We start from the raw sequence: 17,671 nt of genomic DNA on the forward strand, positions 1-17,671 counted from the left end.
TCGCGTCGGCGCTACCAGTGTACGCACGATGTCGAGGCTGCCGTCGTCGCCACGGCCGCAGGCCAGCAGCGCGCACAGCTGCATCGCCTCGTCGTAGCCGGCCAGGATGTACAGCGGGCTGGCGGCGATGTCGGCGGCGCTTTGCCACAGCCGTGGCAGCGGGTAGCCATCCAGCCACGCCACTTCCAGCGCATGGGCGGCGTCGTGCAGCGCCAGCGCCGCGGCCAGGTTGGCCGCATCGTCGCGGCACAGTTCACGGATCAGGAACGGGACAGTCATCACTCGCCTGCAACAAAAAATATCAGCCGAGACTGTAATGCAAATCCCCGCCCGCCGCTTGAGACGGATCATGGGCAGCGGCGCCGCCATGCACCATACTGAAACCATCCCACCGTTTTCCGGAGTACACCATGCTGAGCCTGGACGCCCTCACCCGCGCGATCCCCGCGCCTTCCTTCGACGAACCGCTGGACATGCTGTATGCCTGTCACGACAAGGTGCGCCATTTTTGCGAGCAGCTGGACGCGCTGCCCGGCTACATCGCCAGCCACGGCCACAGCCACGCCGTGCTGAACACCATCGCCGGCATCGTGCGCTATTTCGAACTCGCCGGCCCGGCGCACCATCAGGACGAGGAGCAGGAGCTGTTCCCGCTGATCGTGGCACGGCAGCCGGACGCTGCCGCCAAGATCAAGCAGCTGCTGGCCGAGCACGGCTACCTGCACGCGCGCTGGTGCGCCATCCACGACCAGCTGCAGGCCTTCGGCCGCGGCGAGCTGGCGGAACTGGACGCCGCCGCCATCGCCGAGTTCACCCGCCTGTACCGCGAACACGCGCAGCGCGAGGAAGACTGGCTATTCCCGGTCGCCGGCCAGCTGATCAGCGAGGACGAGCTGCGCGACGCCGGCAAACGCATGGCGGCACGGCGCACCACACCACGCTAAGAACCGGTACACGATCTGCTGCGACTGATCTCTAAATGGGGCGATACCGCGTTGAAAACGGCTTCGGCATGCTGGTTTATCTCCAGCTCAACGCCGCTTCCTCAGCCGTTTTCACCTTGTCTCGCGTGAGCGCGCGAGATCGTGAACACGCTCCAGGCGCGCAATCGAACGCTTGAAACCAGCCCGCCCTCGCCCTGATGGCGGGCTTTCCTTATAATCGTTGGCCAGACACGCCCTCCACGTACAAACCCGGGACATCATCACCATGCAAGACACGCACGCCTGGTCTGGCCGCTTCTCCGAGCCGGTCTCCGAGCTGGTCAAGAAATACACCGCTTCGGTCACCTTTGATAACCGTCTGGCCGAATTCGACATCGAAGGCTCGCTGGCCCACGCCGCGATGCTCAACAAGTGCGGTGTGCTGTCCGACGCCGACCTCGCCGCGATCCGCGACGGCATGGCCGCCATCATCGCCGACATCCGCGCCGGCAACTTCGAGTGGAGCGTGGACCTGGAAGACGTGCACATGAACGTCGAGCGCCGCCTCACCGACAAGATCGGCGATGCCGGCAAGCGCCTGCACACCGGCCGCTCGCGCAACGACCAGGTGGCCACCGACATCCGCCTGTGGCTGCGCGCGCAGATCGACACCATCGTCGGTTTCATCGCCGAGCTGCAGACCAGCCTGCTGGATCTGGCCGAGGCCAACGCCGACACCGTGATGCCGGGCTTCACCCATTTGCAAGTAGCGCAGCCGGTAACCTTTGGCCACCACATGCTGGCCTACGTCGAGATGCTGGGCCGCGACGCCGAGCGCATGACCGACTGCCGCAAGCGCGTGAACCGCCTGCCGCTGGGCGCCGCCGCGCTGGCCGGCACCACCTTCCCCATCGACCGCCACTACACCGCGCAGCTGCTGGGCTTTGACGACGTGTGCCACAACTCGCTGGACGCCGTGTCCGACCGTGACTTCGCCATCGAATTCACCGCCGCCGCCAGTCTGGTGATGGTGCACCTCTCCCGCCTGTCGGAAGAGCTGATCCTGTGGATGAGCCCGCGCGTCGGCTTCATCGACATCGCCGACCGCTTCTGCACCGGCAGCTCCATCATGCCGCAGAAGAAAAACCCGGACGTGCCGGAGCTGGTGCGCGGCAAATCCGGCCGCGTGGTCGGTCACCTGATCGCGCTGATCACCCTGATGAAGGCGCAACCGCTGGCCTACAACAAGGACAACCAGGAAGACAAGGAACCGCTGTTCGACACCGCCGACACGCTGATCGATACCCTGCGCATCTACGCCGACATGATGCGCGGCATCACGGTGAAGAAAGAGGCGATGCGCGCCGCGGTGCTGCAGGGCTTCGCCACCGCCACCGACCTGGCCGACTATCTGGTGAAGAAGGGCATGCCGTTCCGCGACAGCCACGAAGTGGTGGCACTGACCGTGCGCCACGCCGAGCTGCAGGGCGTGGACATTGCCGACCTGAGCCTCGACAAGCTGCGCGAGTTCAGCACGCTGATCGAGCAGGACGTGTTCACCGTGCTGACGCCGGAAGGCTCGCTGGCACAGCGCGACCACGTGGGCGGCACCGCGCCGAACCAGGTGCGCGCGCAGATCGCCCGCCACCGCGCGCGTCTGGCCGGCTAAGCGGCTTGCGGCCAACCTTGCGCCGCCCGCATGAACAACAAGGCCGGGATCATCCCGGCCTTGTTGTTTTCCAGCGCCAGCGCCAACCTCGCTTGCGAAGCCAAGACCGCCGGGAAGAAACCGGCCGCCGCGACCAGCAACCGCCTTGTTGGCCAATGCGCAGGGATGCCAGCGCGGGCTGAGCCAGCACCACCTCACGGGGCCGACGAAAGACCGGCGCCGCAAAACACGACAACAGATGCGGCCACCCTGTGACGGTTCTGTTGCTTCTGTACCGGGGCGAGCTATGCTGTTCGTGTTCAATGTCGGCTAGAAGTGACGCAACGATGGCGCAAGCACACACAGACCCACAGCAAGCATCCCGCTTCTGGCGTGATGACACCCTGCCCTTCATCGAATCCCGCGCCGTCGCGGACGGCCGCCAGGTCTGCTATGAAAAACACTCGCACGAGACATTCTCGCTGGGCGTGATTGATGGCGGCCACAGCCACTATCTGAACGGCAACAAGCGGCACGAGATCGCCGCCGGCAGCGTACTGATGATGAACCCGGGCGAGGTGCACGCCTGCGCGCCCGTTCGTGGTGCCGGCTGGGCGTATCGCATGCTGTATGTGGACCAGGACTGGCTGGGGGCACGGCAGGCCGAGCTGGGGCTGTCGCCGCATGGCGACTTCCAGCCGCTGGCTTGCCAGCTCAGTACCGACCCTCGCCTGTATGCCGCGTTTACCCGTTTTCACGCCGTGCTGACCGCCGCCGATAGCGAACAGCTACTGAAGGAAAGCGTCGCCGTACAGTTCTTCAGCGAGGCCTTGGCCGCCTTGGCCCATGGCAAGCCGCCAAGGCCTGGCGCACCGGACAAACTGGCGCGGGCCGCCGACTTCATCCACAGCCACGCGACCGAGTCCTTGACGCTGCAGCAGATCTGCGCGGCAGCCTCGCTGTCACCGTCCTACCTGATCCGTGCCTTCAGCCAGCACTATCACATGACACCGCATGCCTATCTGCTCAACTGCCGTATCCAGCATGCAAGACGTCTGCTGCGTGGCCGGCAGCCGCTGGCGGAAATCGCACACGCCAGCGGCTTTGCCGACCAGGCGCATTTCCAGCGCGTGTTCAAACGCCTCACCGCCGTCACGCCAGGCCATTACCGGCGCTGATCAGAACAGCAAGACCGTGCTCAGCAACAACAAGACCGCCAGCAAACGGTTCAGCAGCCGGATACGGGCGGCAGAGTGCAGGTATTGCCCCAGCGCGGCGCCGGCATAGGCCCAGCAGGCCAGCGAGAGGTAGCAGATCGCCCAGTACAGCGCGCTGAATTGCCAGACCAGCAGACTGTCACCACCGGCAAAGGCCCCCATGCCGGCCACCGCGGCCAGCCAGGCCTTCGGGTTCAGCCATTGCATCAAGGCTCCCTGCCAGTACGACGGCGCCTGCCCGGCACGCTGGTCTCCCAGTGCGCCATCCGCGCGGAACAACTTCCAGGCCATATACAGCAGAAAGGCGGCACCGGCCCACTTGATGACGGTGGTCACCAACGGCCAACGGGTCAGCAGCTCGTGCAGCCCGAGACCGATCAACAGCAGTAACAGGGTAAATCCCATGGTGGCGCCGGTGACATGCCGCAGGCTGGCACGAAAACCGTACTGCACACCGTGGGCCAGGCCCAGCAGATTCACCGGCCCCGGAGAAATGGAGGCCGCCAGCGCAAACAAGGACATCGACAGATACAGGCTCATGGGTTGCTCCCCGCGGATGAAAGAGCCTGCAGCGTAAGAAATCCGGTTTGACCGGTATTGAACAAAATGACCCTGTTGACCGCCATGCTTCGCCAACAGCCCTGCTGGCGATCGCGGCAAAGGCGTGCAGCGTGCCAGCAGCCCCCTGCGCAGGAAGCTCGGGGCAGGCGAACGGCACGGCCGGCCACCCGCCACCGCGCGCGTCTGGCAGGCTAAATCCGGCCGGCACGACAAAAAACCGACGCCCGCGCGTCGGCTTTTTTTGCGGCCAACCCTGGCTGCGTCAGTGATTGAGGTAGATCGCCATGCGCCGCTGCAGCAGCGCATCGCGCTGGCGCGCCACCTGCTGCCACATGCACTGCACCAGCTGTGGCTGGCGCGCGGCAAACTGGCGGCTGAACGGCATGAAGTAGTCCTTGCTCACCAGCGGCTGCGGCAGCGCGCGCACCGCGAGCTTCGGATGCGTCGCCAGATAGCCGGCGGCCAGCAGGTCCTGGATCGCGTAGGCGTCGATACGCCCGGCCTGCAGCTTGTTGAAGTTGCTGCCGACATTGAGCGCGGTTTCCACCTTGATCTGCAGGCGCTCCAGATCCTTGATCACCGACCAGCCGATATTGCTGCCCACCACCGCCTGCGACGGGGTCAGCCGCTCGCCGTCCCACGCAAGCGTGCTGTCATTGCGCACGAACAGCACGTAGCGCAGCGTGCTCATGCGCTGGCGGCCGTCGGGCTGGCCGTCACGCAGCGGGTAGACCGCGAACTGCGCGCGTTCCTCGTTGTAGGACAGCAGCAGCGCCGCGTCGGCGCTGCCGTTTTTCAGGCTCTGCAGCATGCGCAGCCCCGGCTGGCGCAGCAATTGCAGCTCGATACCGCAGGTTTTCGCCGCCCGCTGCGCCAGCTCGACGGCAAGGCCGGGCTGCGGCGCGAAACTGTCGCCCTCGCCGATGACGTAGGGCGGCGACGCCTGGTCCATGGCGACGATGGTCAGCGGCGGGCGCGTGCCGGCCGCCACCGCCGCCAGCGGCAGGCCGCACAGCAGCGCCAGCCAGCCGCCCAGCCATCTCCAGTTCATTCCGTGTCGCATCCCGTGTCGCATCCCGTGTCCGTCCTCGCCGTGGCCGCTCATGATGACATCGCCGGGTGACAATGCCATGACCAGCATAGCGCAACTACCGGTATTTCATTTTTGACCGTCAACAACCATAGTGAAGCCAGCTGCCGCGACGGCGCCCTGCCCCGACCTTCCCCCCCGAAAGGACACACCATGCGCCATCTTCTGCTGCTGCTCACCCTCGCCCTGTTCTCCGGCCCGCTGCTGGCCGCCAATCCGGCCTGCGAAAAAATGGCCGGCGACAAGAAGCTCGCCGGCGCCGCCAAAAACAGTTTCATGAAGAAGTGCGAACGCGAACAGCCGGGCAACGCGCAAGCGCTGTGCGACGGCAAGGCTGCCGAGAAGAAGCTGGCCGGTGCCGCCAAGAACAGCTTCGTGAAGAAGTGCCTGCGCGATAGCAGCGCCTCCTGAGTAGTGCGGCCGGTGACCGCTAACGGTCACCGGCCGGCCATGCCTACACGCGGAAGCGCGACACCGCCTGCTGCAGGTCTGCGGCCAACGTTTGCAGCCGCGCCGAGGCGCTGGTGGTGAAGCGTACCGAGGACTGCGTTTCCTCCACCACGTGCACCACCTGCTCCACGCTGCCGGCGATGCTGACTCCGGCTTGGCTCTGCTCGCTCATCGCCAGCGCCACGTTGCGGAAGCGCTCCAGCGTGTCGCCGACCTTGTCGTCGATCTGGCCCAGCGCACCGGCCAGCTGCGTCACCTGCTGCACGCCGTCCTCCACCAGCGGCGCGATCTGTTCCATCGCGCCGGACACTCCGGCGGTTTCCTGCACCACGCTGTGAATGATGCTGGAAATCTCGCTGGTGGCCTGCGCGGTGCGCTCCGCCAGCTTGCGCACCTCGTCGGCCACCACCGCGAAGCCGCGTCCCAGTTCGCCGGCCCGTGCCGCCTCGATCGCCGCGTTCAGTGCCAGCAGGTTGGTCTGGTCGGCGATGTCGCGGATGGTGTCGGCGATGCCGCTGATGCTGCGCGTGCGCTCGCTCAGCGACAGCACGCGGCCGGAGGCGTCGCTGACCTCGCCGGCAATGCCGCGGATGCTGGACACCACGCCTTGCGCCACGCCCAGCCCCTGCTGCGCCAGTTGTGCCACACCGCGCGAATCGACCTCGGTCTGCCGCGCACTGTCGGACACGTGGTCGATGCTCACCGACAGCTGCTCGATCGCCGCCGCCGCCGCAGTGGTGGAATCATTGGCGGTGCTGGACACCGTGTCCAGCCGCTGCATCTGCTCGCCCAGCGCGGCGGCGGTATCACCCAGCTGCGCGGCGGAGTCGCTGATCTGCGCGATCATCTCGCGCAGCTTCTGCTGCATCGCCGCCATCACGAACAGCAGGCTGTGCGGCTTGCCGTTGTGGCGGATGTCCTGGTTGAGGTCGCCGGCGGCGATCGCCTCCACCACCGCCACCGCGTAGGCCGGCTCGCCGCCGAGCGAACCGATGATGCGGCGCGACATGGTCAGCGCCAGCGCCGCCAGCACCACCAGTACCACGGCCGCCAGCGCCAGCAGCAGCGAGGCATTGCGCCAGAAGGTGGCCGCGATGTCGTCGACGAAGATGCCGGTGCCCACCATCCAGCCCCACGGCTCGAAGCGCACCACGCCGTTAAGCTTGGGCACCTGCTGGTCCGAGCCCTTGCGCGTGGTGTAGATCTCGGTGATGCCGTACTTGGCCGTGCGCAGTGCCTCGTTGTAGGCATCGACCGTGGTACGCCCGTCCGGCAGCTTGGAGCCGAGGTCGACCTTGCCGATGCGGTCGGCCTTCACGTGCACCTGCATCACGTTGTCCTTGTCGCGGGCGAAGTAGTACACGTCGTCCACCGTCAGCATCGCCAGCGCCTGGCGCGCCTGCTGCTGCGCCTCGGCCTGGCTCAGCCGCCCCTGCTGCGCCGCGGCGGCGTAGCGGCCGAGCACCCCTTCCGCCATGCGCAGCTGGTTGACGATGAAGGCCTGTTTTTCCTCGTACAGCGACTGGCGGATGCTGTGCAGCGACAGCCCGGCCAGCAGCAGCAATCCGATAAAGCTGGCCAGGATGATGACGGCCAGCCGGGTAGAAACGCGCATGATGATTTCCTTGCAAACAAAGACGGGGGAGGCAGGCCGGCAGGCGGCCCGCGCAGACAACTCGCGGTCCAGACTAGCAGCGCCGCCTTACAAAGCGCTGACAACGGCTTGGTAATATTGCGGCTTGCCAGCCACCGCGCGTCGCCCTTTGCGGCCAACGTCATAACCTTGGCTTAGCATAGCCGGCCGTTGTCATGAAGCAAGGCTGGCATGGCGGCCACGACGGCAAGAGCATGCTAGTGCCGCCCTTGGCCGCCCCACCATTGGGGAGTTCCGCATTGCGGCTTTCCCTCGTCCACGCCCGCGACGGCCATGAAAAAACCGGAGCGCGAGGCTCCGGTTGGTGTGGCTGCGCCCGACTGACGGCGGGCGCTTTACTGCGCGTTGGCGCGGCGGTAGCGCTCGATCAGCGCCTTGGTCGAGCTGTCGTGCGGCGCCGATTTCAGCTTGCCTGCCAGCTCGGCGTGGATGGTCTTCGCCAGCTGCTTGCCCAGCTCCACCCCCCACTGGTCGAAGCTGTTGATGTGCCAGATCACGCCCTGCACGAAGATCTTGTGCTCGTAGGCGGCGATCAGCGAGCCGAGGTTGCGCGGATCGAGACGGTCCATCAGCAGGGTGTTGGTCGGACGGTTGCCGGCGAACACCTTGTGCGGCACCAGCGCCTCCAGCGCCGCGCCCTTCAGCCCCTGCGCCTCCAGCTCGGCGCGCGCCTCGTCCGCGGTCTTGCCGCGCATGAAGGCCTCCGCCTGCGCGAACACGTTGGCGAGCAGGATCTCGTGGTGGCCGGGCAGGCTGGAACTGTTCTGCAGCGAACAGATCAGGTCGATCGGCGAAATGTGGGTGCCCTGGTGCAGCAGCTGGAAGAACGCGTGCTGGCCGTTGATGCCGGTCTCGCCCCAGATGATCGGCGCGGTCTCGAAGTCCACCGGATTGCCGTCGAGCATGGTCTGCTTGCCGTTGGACTCCATGTCCAGCTGCTGGATGAAGGCCGGCAAGCGGTGCAGGTATTGATCATACGGCGCGATCACATGGCTGCCGCCGCCGTAGTAGTTGATGTACCAGATGCCGATCATCGCCAAGAGCACCGGCATGTTCTGCTCGAACGGCGCGTTGGCGAAGTGCTGGTCCATGATGTGGGCGCCGTTGAGCAGCTCGGTGAAATTCTCCTCGCCCAGGTACAGCATGATCGGCAGCCCGATCGCCGACCACAGGCTGTAGCGGCCGCCGACCCAGTCCCAGAACTCGAACATATTGGCCGGGTCGATGCCGAAATCGGCCACCGCTTTCTTGTTGGTGGACACCGCCACGAAGTGCTTGGCCACCGCCTTTTCGTCGCGCGCACGCGCCACGAACCAGTCGCGCGCGGTCAGCGCGTTGGTCAGCGTTTCCTGGGTGGTGAAGGTCTTGGATTCCACCACGAACAGCGTGGTCTCCGGGTGCACCTTTTTCAGCGTTTCCTTCAGCTGCGCGCCGTCGACGTTGGAGACGAAGTGCATGTTCATGCGCGGGTGGCCGAACGGCTTCAGCGCGCTACAGACCATCAGCGAGCCGAGGTCCGAGCCGCCAATGCCGATGTTGACGATGTCGGTGATCGGCTGGTGGGTGTAGCCCAGCCACTCGCCGGAACGCACCGCGTGCGCGAACTTGCCCATCCGCGCCAGCACCGAGTTCACCTTCGGCATCACGTCCTCACCGTCGACCAGGATCGGCGAGTTGGTGCGGTTGCGCAGCGCTACGTGCAGCGCGGCGCGGTTCTCGGTGCGGTTGATCTTCTCGCCCTTGAACATCGCCTTGATGCGCGCCGGCAGCCCGGCCTCGCGCGCCAGCGCCATCAGCCCCTGCAGCGAGGTGTCGGTGATGCGGTTTTTGGAGTAGTCCAGGAACAGGCCGCCCACTTCCAGTGAGTAGCGTTCGGCACGCTGCGGATCGCTGTCGAACAGCTCGCGCATGTGCAGGTTTTTGGCGTCGTTGAAGTGGTCCCACAGGGCGTGCCAGGCGGGAAGCTGGGTCAGGGTGCTCATGTTGTCTCCGGGTGTGTCAGTGCTTGCGGCCAACCTTGGGGGAGGCTCATTCGTCGTCGTGTTCACTGCGCAGCCGTTTTTGCCGCAGGCTGCGTTTGGCTTTTTCCAGCTGCGTCACCAGGCCGGGGCCGCGCTTGAGCGCGACGCCGACCGTCAGAATGTCAATGATCACCAGGTGCAGGATGCGCGACAGCATCGGGCTGTAGGTTTCGCTGTCTTCCGGCGCATCCACCGCCAGTGTGACGGTGGCGCGTTCGGCCAGCGGCGTGTCCGGCACGGTGATGGCGATCACCTTGGCGCCACCCTCCAGCGCCACGTCCACCGCGTCCATCAGCTCGCGCGAGCGGCCGGAGCTGGAGATGGTGACCAGCACGTCGTCCGGGGTCAGCACCGAGGCGGCCATGATCTGGATGTGGCTGTCGGCGTAGGCGACGGTGGGAATGCCGAAGCGGAAGAACTTGTGCTGCGCGTCGGCGGCGATGATGCCGGAGTTGCCCAGGCCATAGAACTCGATGCGGCGGGCGTGGGCCAGCAGCTCCACCGCCTCGTCCACCGCCTGCGGGTTGACCTCGTTGCGGCACTTCAGCAGCGCGGTGACGGTGTTGTCGAACACCTTGGCGGTGATCTCCGACACCGGGTCTTCCGGGCGCACGCTGGAGTGCACGTAGGGCACGCCGCCGACCAGGGTGCCGGCCAGCTTGAGCTTGAAGTCGGACAGGCCGGAGAAGCCCATGCTGCGGCAGAAGCGGATCACCGTCGGCTGGCTGACGCCGGCGCTGGCGGCGATGTCCGACACCGCCGACTGCATCACGGTATACGGCTGCGCCAGCACCTGTTCGGCGACGCGACGTTCGGCGCCGGACAGGGTATCCAGCTCGGCACGGATTTTCTCAAGCATCACGTTCTCCCAGATGTTCGCGCAGCGCGGCCTGCACCCCGGTCAGCGCCGGGTAGGCGCTGTGGATCACGTACACCGGCAGCGCGCGGGTGTAGTCGCGGAAGCGGCCCTTGGCCTCGAAGCGGGCGCGGAACGGCGAGTGCGCGAACAGCTCGCCAAAGCGCGGCACGATGCCGCCGCCGATGTAGACGCCGCCGACCGCGCCCAGCGTCACCGCCAGGTTGGCCGCGGCGTTGCCCAGCATGCCGCAGAACAGCGCCAGCGTCTGCGCGCAGCGCGGGCAGCTGCCGGACAGGCCGCGCTCGCTGATCGCCGCCGCCGGCAGCTGGCCGGCGGCTTCGCCAGCGGCCTCCGCCAGCGCGTCGTAGATCAGCTCCAGGCCGGGGCCGGACAGGAAACGCTCGGCGGACACGTGCTCGCCGAAACGGCGCTGCGCGTAGCGCCACAGCGCCACTTCTTCCTCGTTGCCGGGGGCGAAGGCGACGTGGCCGCCCTCACCGGCGATCGCCACCCAGCCGCCGCCGTGCGGCAGCAGGCCGGAGACGCCGAGACCGGTGCCGGCGCCGATCAGCGCCTTGGCGCCGTGGCGCGGCTCGCCGCCGCCAACCTGCACCAGCTCGTCGGCGGGCAGGAAGGGCAGCGACATCGCCAGCGCGGTGAAATCATTGAGCAGCAGCAGCGTGGCAAAGCCCAGCTCGCGGCGGGTGGCCTCGATCGAGAACGCCCAGTGGTGGTTGGTCATCTGCACGTAGTCGCCGGTGACCGGATTGGCGATGCCGATAGCAGCGTGGTGCACGGCGCGGGTGGCGGCGCGTTCCAGATAGCTGCGGATGGCGTCGACCAGCGTCGGGTAGTCCTTGCACGGCAACACGTCGATGTCTTCCAGCACCCCGGGTGCGGTTTCCAGCGCGAAGCGGGCATTGGTGCCGCCGATGTCGGCCAAGAGACGCGGGAAAGGATTAGGCTGCCCAGTAGACATGAAGCGGGTTCTCCGTTTGTTGCAGTAGATGGCTGACCGGCTGCGCCGCGCTCAGCGTGCGGCTGGCGTGCTCCAGCACCCGCCGCTTGTTGTCGCCGGCAATCGCCAGATACAGCTTGCCGCTGCGCAGGATCTCGGCCAGCGTCATGCTGATGCGGGTGTGCGGCGCCTCGGGCGGCACCACCGCCAGCAGCGCGGCCGGGTTGGCCGGATCCAGGCCCTCGGCGAGGTTGGCGGCGTCGGGGAACAGCGACGCGGTATGGCCGTCGTCGCCCATGCCCAGCACCACCACGTCCGGGGTCTGCCACTGTGCCGCGGCCTGCGCCAGCTCGGCGTCAACGTTGGCCGCAGTGCTCACCAGCGGCAGGAACGTCGCGTCGGCGGCGCCGCCCTGCAGCAGGTGATCGCGCACCAGACCGGCGTTGCTGTCGGCGTGACCGGGCGCGACCACGCGCTCGTCGACCAGGGTGACGCAGACGCGCGACCAGTCCAGTACCTCGGCGGACAGCGCCTGCAGGAACGGCACCGGCGAGCGGCCGCCGGACACCGCCAGCACGGCGTGACCGCGGCGGCCAATGACGGCGGCGAGGTCGGCGGCGACGCGGCGGGCGAGCACCTCGGCCGCTGCCGCTTGCGATTCGAAAGCGTGGAACATCATCTCTGTGTCTCCGTTGCCTGCGCGCGGCTGTGTTGCCGCGCGTCTTGTTATGTATGAAAGCGGATACCGGCACGGCTGACGCGTCAGCCGCGCTGGCCCGGCCGCAGCCGGAAACCCTGCCGCGACCGGTGCTGGCGGCCAAGCTTGCGGCCGGCCGCTAGCCTGGGTTCAACACTCTTCGTGCCAGCTGATGCCGTCGCGGCTCAGCAGCGCGCTGGAGGCGGCCGGACCCCAGCTGCCGGCGGTGTACTGCTTCGGCGGCGTGGTGCTGCGCGCCCAGTTGTCCATGATCGGTTCCACCCAGCGCCACGCTTCCACCAGCTCGTCGCGGCGCATGAACAGCGCCAGCTTGCCGCGGATCACGTCCAGCAGCAGGCGCTCGTAGGCGTCGGCGCGGCGCACCTTGAACGACTCGTGGAAATCGAGGTTCAGGTGCACCGGCTGCAGGCGCTGGGTGTCGCCCGGCTCCTTGGCCAGGAAATACAGGCGGATGCTTTCTTCCGGCTGCAGGCGGATCACCAGCCTGTTGGCGGTGTTCAGCCCCAGCGGGCTGGGGAACAGCTGGTGCGGCACGTCGCGGAAATTGATCACGATCTCGGCCACCCGTTCCTGCATGCGCTTGCCGGTACGCAGGAAGAAGGGCACGCCGGCCCAGCGCCAGTTGTCGATCTCGGCCTTGATGGCGACGAAGGTCTCGGTGTGGCTGGCGGCGGGAATGCCCTGCTCCTGCAGGTAGCCGACCACCGGCTGGCCGCCGACGGCGCCGGCCTTGTACTGCGCGCGCACCGTCTTGTTGGCGACATCCTGTTCGCCGAACGGACGCAGCGCCTTCAGCACCTTCAGCTTCTCGTCGCGCACCGCGTCGGCGCCGAGGTTGGCCGGCGGCTCCATCGCCACGATGCACAACAGCTGCAGCAGGTGGTTTTGCACCATGTCGCGCAGCGCGCCGGTGCTGTCGTAGAAGTCGCCGCGGGTGCCGACGCCGAGGTCTTCGGCGATGGTGATCTGCACGTCGTGGATCCACTCGCGGCGCCACAGCGGCTCGAACAGCGCGTTGGCGAAGCGGATCGACAGCAGGTTCTGTACCGATTCCTTGCCCAGGTAGTGGTCGATACGGTACAGCTGCTCTTCCCTGAAGTGGCGCGCCACCGCTTCGTTGATCTCGTGCGACGACTCCAGGTCGTGGCCGAGCGGCTTCTCCAGTACCACGCGCACGCGCTCGTGGTTGAGGCCGACGGTGGCGAGGTTGTCGCAGATGCCCTCGAACAGGTCCGGCGCGGTGGCAAGGTAGCACACCGTCACCCGCTCGCCGCCCTGCTGCAGCGCCGCGGCCAGGCGCGGATAGTGCTCCGGCGTGGCGGCGTCGACCGTCAGGTAGTCCACCCGTGCGAGAAAGCCGCGCCAGGCGGCATCGGAGAAGCCCTCCTTGATGTGGACGCGCGCGCTCTTTTCCACCATCGCCAGATAGTCGTCGCGGCTCATGTCGCGGCGGCCCAGCGCCAGCAGGCGGCCCTCATCGTGCAGCAGGCCGGCGGCGTGCGCCTGGTACAGCGACGGCAGCAGTTTGCGCATCACCAGATCGCCGGTACCCCCGAACAGCACCATGTCGAATGCCGGGGTGTGCAGGTTTGTGTTCTCCATCCTGATTGTTCTCTCGCACAGTGGGTTGTGATGTAGTTATATTACCAAACGAAAACAACTTGTCTACGTGAAAACGCAGCCAGCCAGATTGACACACCCCACTGTTGCCGATCACCAACAACCGTTCAAAGAGCTGATTTATATGGATTTAAAGGCATCAAAGTCGCCGGAATCCGCTTTTTTATCACGTAATACCTTGCCAACACACTGTAGTAAAACTACCATTCGTACACACCAATCAGGGCCTACACCAATGAGTCTGCATCCCGTTCTTGCTGCCGTTACCCAGCGCATCATCGAGCGTAGCCGCGCCACCCGCGCCACTTATCTGGCCCAGGCCCACGCCGCCGTGCGCCAGGGCAAGGTCGAGCGCGCCCACCTGTCCTGTACCAACCAGGCGCACGCCTTTGCCGCGATGCCGGACGGGATCAAGATTCACCTGAAAGAGTCGGTGCGCCCCAACCTGGCCATCGTTACCTCCTATAACGACATGCTGTCGGCACACCAGCCGCTGGAAACCTTCCCGGCGCTGCTGAAGGACGAGGCACTGAAGGCCGGTGCCACCGCGCAGGTGGCCGGCGGCGTGCCGGCGATGTGCGACGGCGTGACGCAGGGCTTCGAGGGCATGGAGCTGTCGCTGTTCTCGCGCGACGTGATCGCGATGAGCACCGCCATCGCGCTGTCGCACCAGATGTTCGACGCCGCGCTGTACCTCGGCGTCTGCGACAAGATCGTGCCCGGCCTGTTGATCGGCGCGCTGTCCTTCGGCCACCTGCCGGCGCTGTTCGTGCCGGCAGGGCCGATGACCACCGGCATCTCCAACGACGACAAGGCCAAGGTGCGCCAGCTGTTTGCCGAGGGCAAGGTTGGCCGCGACGCGCTGCTGGAGTCGGAGTCGGCGTCCTATCACGGTCCCGGCACCTGCACCTTCTACGGCACCGCCAACTCCAACCAGATGCTGATGGAGGTGATGGGCCTGCACCTGCCGGGCGCCGCCTTCGTCAACCCGAACACCCCGCTGCGCGAGGCGCTGACCCGCCACGCGGCGCGCGTCGCCACCGAGATCTCGGCGCAGGGCTCGCGCTTCACCCCGATCTGCGACGTCATCGACGAGAAAGCCATCGTCAACGGCATCGTCGGCCTGCTCGCCACCGGCGGCTCCACCAACCACACCCTGCACATCAATGCCATCGCCCGTGCCGCCGGCATCGATATCAACTGGGACGATTTCGACGAGCTGTCCGCGGTGGTGCCGCTGATCGTGCGCGCCTACCCCAACGGCAAGGCCGACGTGAACCACTTCCACGCCGCCGGCGGCATGGGCTTCGTCATCCGCGAGCTGCTGGATGCCGGCCTGCTGCACGACGACGTGACCACCGTGATGGGCAAGGGGCTGCGCGCGCACACCAGCGAAGCGTGGCTTAACGACGGCAAGCTGGCCTGGCGCGCGGCGCCGGCGACCAGCGGCGACGACGGCGTGCTGCGCACCGCGGCCAAGCCGTTCTCGCACGACGGCGGGCTGAAGGTGCTGACCGGCAACATCGGCCGCGCGGTGATCAAGGTGTCCGCGGTGAAAGCGGAACACCGCGTGGTGGAAGCGCCGGCGGTGGTGTTCCACGACCAGAACGAACTCTTGGCCGCCTTCAAGCGCGGCGAGCTGGAAAAGGACTTTGTCGCGGTGATCCGCTTCCAGGGCCCGCGCGCCAACGGCATGCCGGAGCTGCACAAGCTGACGCCGCCGCTGGGGGTGCTGCAGGAACGCGGCTTCAAGGTGGCGCTGGTCACCGACGGCCGCATGTCCGGCGCCTCCGGCAAGGTACCGGCCGCCATCCACGTGTCGCCGGAAGCGCTGCTCGGCGGCGACATCGGCAAGGTGCAGAACGGCGACCTGGTGCGGCTGGATGCCAACAGCGGCGAGCTGAGCATCCTGGTGGATGCCGCTGAGTGGGCGACACGCGAACGCGCTGCGGCCAACCTTGAACAACACCAGCACGGCGTCGGCCGCGACCTGTTCGCCGGCATGCGCCAACAGGCCACCACCGCCGAGGAAGGCGCGATGACCTTCGCCCATCCGCTGTGGAGCAAGCCGTAAACGTATTTTTCGCCACGGAAAACACGGAAGCCGCGCCCGGACAACACCGGCAGCAGCGGGCAACGCGCCAGCGGCGCCGATACTTTCCGTGTGCTTCTGTGGTTTCTGTGGCAATCGAAAAGGATAGATAGATGGACGCACTGACTCTGCTACGCCAAGGCCCGGTTATGCCGGTGATCGTGGTCAACGACGCCGCGGTCGCGGTCGATCTCGCCCGCGCACTGGTCGCCGGCGGCATCCGCACCCTGGAAATCACGCTGCGCACCAAGGCGGCACTGGCGGCGATGCGCCGCATCCGCGACGAAGTACCGGACGCCATCGTCGGCGCCGGCACCGTGCGCACCCGCGCCCATCTGGAGGCCGCGCTCGACGCCGGCGCCCAGTTCGGCATCAGCCCCGGCCTGACGCCGGAGCTGGCCGCCGCCGCGCGCGCCGCCAACGTGCCGTTCATCCCCGGCGTGGCCACCCCGTCCGAGGCGATGCACGCGCAGGACGAAGGTTTCAACATCCTCAAGCTGTTCCCGGCCGAGGCGGTCGGCGGCATCAAGCTGCTGAAGGCGCTGGCCGGCCCGCTGCCGGAACTGCGCTTCTGCCCCACCGGCGGCATCGACATCAACAGCGCGCCGAACTACCTGGCGCTGCCCAACGTGCTGTGCGTCGGCGGCAGCTGGCTGACCCCGGACGACGCCATCGCCGCCCAGGACTGGGCGCGCATCACCGCGCTGGCGCAACAGGCCAGCGCGCTGGCGGTGCGTTAAGAGCCTGTTCAATGCCTGCTGCGCGTAGTGGAACGTTACACGGTGAGTACGCCTTCGGAATGCTCATTGACCCCATGTCAATTCCGCTTCCTCAGTCGTTTTCGCCTTGTCTCGCTCTAGCTCGCGAGACCTTGAACAGGTTCTAAGCCGCAGACTTTACTCTCCCGTTTTTCACAAGGGCTTGCCGACTCTCCCCGGCAAGCCCTTTTTTTATGCAGCCGGCCGCTGCCGCAGCCCGGACACACCACCAGCGCATCCGGGATCAACCAGAGCGGCTGATCCGGAGAATGGGGGTCCCCCGCATGTGCTGCGCTTCTCCGGGTGATTAATGACCACACCACTCAAACCTTGCGGCCAACCTTTCCCCTCGCCAAAGCCGGCGCGAGCTTCTAACATCATGGCTTGTCTCAGCCCGCAGCCGGACCCCGCCATGAAACTGTTTCTAGCCGAAGACGACGCCGTCCTCGCCGATGCCCTGCTCACCCGCCTGGGCCAGCTCGGCTTCAGCGTCAGCCACGCCGCCGACGGCCTCGCCGCGCAGCAGCAATTGCTGGCCGAGCCGTTCGACGCGGTGATCCTCGATATCGGCCTGCCCGGCCAGAGCGGCCTGCAGGTGCTGCGCAACGTGCGCGTGCACAAGCCGGCGCTGCCCATCCTGCTGCTGACCGCGCTGGACAGCATGGAAGACCGCGTCGCCGGGCTGGACGCCGGCGCCGACGACTACCTGGTCAAGCCCTTCGAATTCCCGGAGCTGGAGGCGCGCATCCGTGCGCTGCTGCGCCGCCACCGCGTCGCCGACAACGTGCGCGACGAGCTGCACTTCGGCCGCCTGCGGCTGGACCGCGGCGGGCAGCGCGCGTGGGCCGACCAGCAGGCGCTGGAATTGTCGGCGCGCGAGCTGCAGCTGCTCGACATCCTGATGGCCCACGCCGACCGCGTGGTGACCAAGGAGCAGATCGCCGGCGAGCTGTCCGGCGACGGCGAGGAAGTCGGCGCCAACGCGGTGGAGGTGTACGTGCACCGCCTGCGCAAGAAGCTGGACGGCAGCGGCGTCGGCATCCGCGCGGTGCGCGGGCTGGGCTACCTGCTGGCCCGGCTCGACGCCGGCGCCTGAAGGTTG

General features: G+C 66.9%; 15 protein-coding genes. 7 read left to right on the forward strand and 8 right to left on the reverse strand.

Translation table 11 applies throughout. From position 1 onward, the window contains the following. The first annotated feature begins 410 nt into the window (after window positions 1-410). From NOM55_RS07265 to NOM55_RS07275, 3 genes are all read left to right on the forward strand, one after another. On the forward strand, window positions 411-944 hold the full coding sequence (locus NOM55_RS07265) for a hemerythrin domain-containing protein (RefSeq protein ID WP_255908052.1): 534 nt from the start codon (window positions 411-413) through the stop codon (window positions 942-944). A 265-nt stretch (window positions 945-1,209) separates the two neighbouring features. Continuing rightward, a complete protein-coding gene (gene argH / locus NOM55_RS07270) occupies window positions 1,210-2,592 on the forward strand; it encodes an argininosuccinate lyase (protein ID WP_255908053.1) in 1,383 nt (460 codons plus the stop codon). A gap of 326 nt (window positions 2,593-2,918) precedes the next feature. Continuing rightward, window positions 2,919-3,749: an AraC family transcriptional regulator gene (locus NOM55_RS07275; protein WP_255908054.1), complete on the forward strand. Its 831-nt coding sequence runs from the start codon at window positions 2,919-2,921 to the stop codon at window positions 3,747-3,749. Here the strand turns inward: NOM55_RS07275 and NOM55_RS07280 are convergent, their stop codons facing one another. Beyond that, on the reverse strand, window positions 3,750-4,328 hold the full coding sequence (locus NOM55_RS07280; protein WP_255908055.1) for a LysE family translocator: 579 nt from the start codon (window positions 4,326-4,328) through the stop codon (window positions 3,750-3,752). Between the two features lie 283 nt (window positions 4,329-4,611). Beyond that, window positions 4,612-5,400, reverse strand: a complete 789-nt coding sequence (locus NOM55_RS07285) for an ABC transporter substrate-binding protein (protein WP_255908056.1) — start codon at window positions 5,398-5,400, stop codon at window positions 4,612-4,614. 192 nt (window positions 5,401-5,592) lie between these two features. Between NOM55_RS07285 and NOM55_RS07290 the strand changes: the two genes are divergently transcribed. Then, complete coding sequence (locus NOM55_RS07290; protein ID WP_255908057.1) at window positions 5,593-5,850, forward strand: hypothetical protein; 258 nt, start codon at window positions 5,593-5,595, stop codon at window positions 5,848-5,850. A gap of 43 nt (window positions 5,851-5,893) precedes the next feature. Here NOM55_RS07290 and NOM55_RS07295 read toward each other — a convergent pair whose 3' ends face one another. The 6 genes from NOM55_RS07295 to zwf form a co-directional block, all read right to left on the reverse strand. After that, window positions 5,894-7,504 (reverse strand): methyl-accepting chemotaxis protein, encoded by a 1,611-nt coding sequence (locus NOM55_RS07295; protein ID WP_255908058.1) that lies wholly within the window; start codon window positions 7,502-7,504, stop codon window positions 5,894-5,896. 374 nt (window positions 7,505-7,878) lie between these two features. Beyond that, entirely contained in the window at window positions 7,879-9,525 is a 1,647-nt protein-coding gene (gene pgi / locus NOM55_RS07300; RefSeq protein WP_047965865.1) for a glucose-6-phosphate isomerase, read from the reverse strand. Window positions 9,526-9,571: 46 nt separating this feature from the next. Beyond that, window positions 9,572-10,423 (reverse strand): transcriptional regulator HexR, encoded by an 852-nt coding sequence (hexR, locus tag NOM55_RS07305; RefSeq protein ID WP_047965864.1) that lies wholly within the window; start codon window positions 10,421-10,423, stop codon window positions 9,572-9,574. Then, window positions 10,416-11,402, reverse strand: coding sequence for a glucokinase (locus tag NOM55_RS07310; protein WP_255908059.1), 987 nt, complete (start codon window positions 11,400-11,402; stop codon window positions 10,416-10,418). Before NOM55_RS07310 ends, hexR begins: the two co-directional genes overlap by 8 nt. Further along, window positions 11,383-12,060, reverse strand: a complete 678-nt coding sequence (gene pgl, locus NOM55_RS07315; RefSeq protein WP_255908060.1) for a 6-phosphogluconolactonase — start codon at window positions 12,058-12,060, stop codon at window positions 11,383-11,385. The genes NOM55_RS07310 and pgl overlap by 20 nt, the downstream gene beginning before the upstream one ends. 168 nt (window positions 12,061-12,228) lie before the next feature. After that, window positions 12,229-13,701, reverse strand: coding sequence for a glucose-6-phosphate dehydrogenase (gene zwf / locus NOM55_RS07320; protein ID WP_255908061.1), 1,473 nt, complete (start codon window positions 13,699-13,701; stop codon window positions 12,229-12,231). Between the two features lie 253 nt (window positions 13,702-13,954). Between zwf and edd the strand changes: the two genes are divergently transcribed. From edd to NOM55_RS07335, 3 genes are all read left to right on the forward strand, one after another. After that, window positions 13,955-15,793, forward strand: a complete 1,839-nt coding sequence (gene edd, locus NOM55_RS07325; RefSeq protein WP_255908062.1) for a phosphogluconate dehydratase — start codon at window positions 13,955-13,957, stop codon at window positions 15,791-15,793. Between the two features lie 131 nt (window positions 15,794-15,924). After that, entirely contained in the window at window positions 15,925-16,551 is a 627-nt protein-coding gene (locus NOM55_RS07330) for a bifunctional 4-hydroxy-2-oxoglutarate aldolase/2-dehydro-3-deoxy-phosphogluconate aldolase (protein ID WP_047965859.1), read from the forward strand. 430 nt (window positions 16,552-16,981) lie between these two features. Further along, entirely contained in the window at window positions 16,982-17,665 is a 684-nt protein-coding gene (locus NOM55_RS07335; protein ID WP_255908064.1) for a response regulator transcription factor, read from the forward strand. Window positions 17,666-17,671 lie beyond the last annotated feature (6 nt).

The sequence above is a fragment of the Vogesella sp. AC12 genome, from assembly GCF_024437575.1.
GTDB classification, from domain to species: Bacteria; Pseudomonadota; Gammaproteobacteria; order Burkholderiales; family Chromobacteriaceae; genus Vogesella; species Vogesella indigofera.

Excerpts from the sequence above, each read along its gene's own strand:
- NOM55_RS07265 (WP_255908052.1), top strand. The coding sequence starts at position 411 with ATGCTGAGCCTGGACGCCCTCACCCGCGCGATCCCCGCGCCTTCCTTC.
- argH (WP_255908053.1), top strand. The coding sequence starts at position 1,210 with ATGCAAGACACGCACGCCTGGTCTGGCCGCTTCTCCGAGCCGGTCTCC.
- NOM55_RS07275 (WP_255908054.1), top strand. The coding sequence starts at position 2,919 with ATGGCGCAAGCACACACAGACCCACAGCAAGCATCCCGCTTCTGGCGT.
- NOM55_RS07280 (WP_255908055.1), bottom strand. The coding sequence starts at position 4,328 with ATGAGCCTGTATCTGTCGATGTCCTTGTTTGCGCTGGCGGCCTCCATT.
- NOM55_RS07285 (WP_255908056.1), bottom strand. The coding sequence starts at position 5,400 with ATGAACTGGAGATGGCTGGGCGGCTGGCTGGCGCTGCTGTGCGGCCTG.
- NOM55_RS07290 (WP_255908057.1), top strand. The coding sequence starts at position 5,593 with ATGCGCCATCTTCTGCTGCTGCTCACCCTCGCCCTGTTCTCCGGCCCG.
- NOM55_RS07295 (WP_255908058.1), bottom strand. The coding sequence starts at position 7,504 with ATGCGCGTTTCTACCCGGCTGGCCGTCATCATCCTGGCCAGCTTTATC.
- pgi (WP_047965865.1), bottom strand. The coding sequence starts at position 9,525 with ATGAGCACCCTGACCCAGCTTCCCGCCTGGCACGCCCTGTGGGACCAC.
- hexR (WP_047965864.1), bottom strand. The coding sequence starts at position 10,423 with ATGCTTGAGAAAATCCGTGCCGAGCTGGATACCCTGTCCGGCGCCGAA.
- NOM55_RS07310 (WP_255908059.1), bottom strand. The coding sequence starts at position 11,402 with ATGTCTACTGGGCAGCCTAATCCTTTCCCGCGTCTCTTGGCCGACATC.
- pgl (WP_255908060.1), bottom strand. The coding sequence starts at position 12,060 with ATGATGTTCCACGCTTTCGAATCGCAAGCGGCAGCGGCCGAGGTGCTC.
- zwf (WP_255908061.1), bottom strand. The coding sequence starts at position 13,701 with ATGGAGAACACAAACCTGCACACCCCGGCATTCGACATGGTGCTGTTC.
- edd (WP_255908062.1), top strand. The coding sequence starts at position 13,955 with ATGAGTCTGCATCCCGTTCTTGCTGCCGTTACCCAGCGCATCATCGAG.
- NOM55_RS07330 (WP_047965859.1), top strand. The coding sequence starts at position 15,925 with ATGGACGCACTGACTCTGCTACGCCAAGGCCCGGTTATGCCGGTGATC.
- NOM55_RS07335 (WP_255908064.1), top strand. The coding sequence starts at position 16,982 with ATGAAACTGTTTCTAGCCGAAGACGACGCCGTCCTCGCCGATGCCCTG.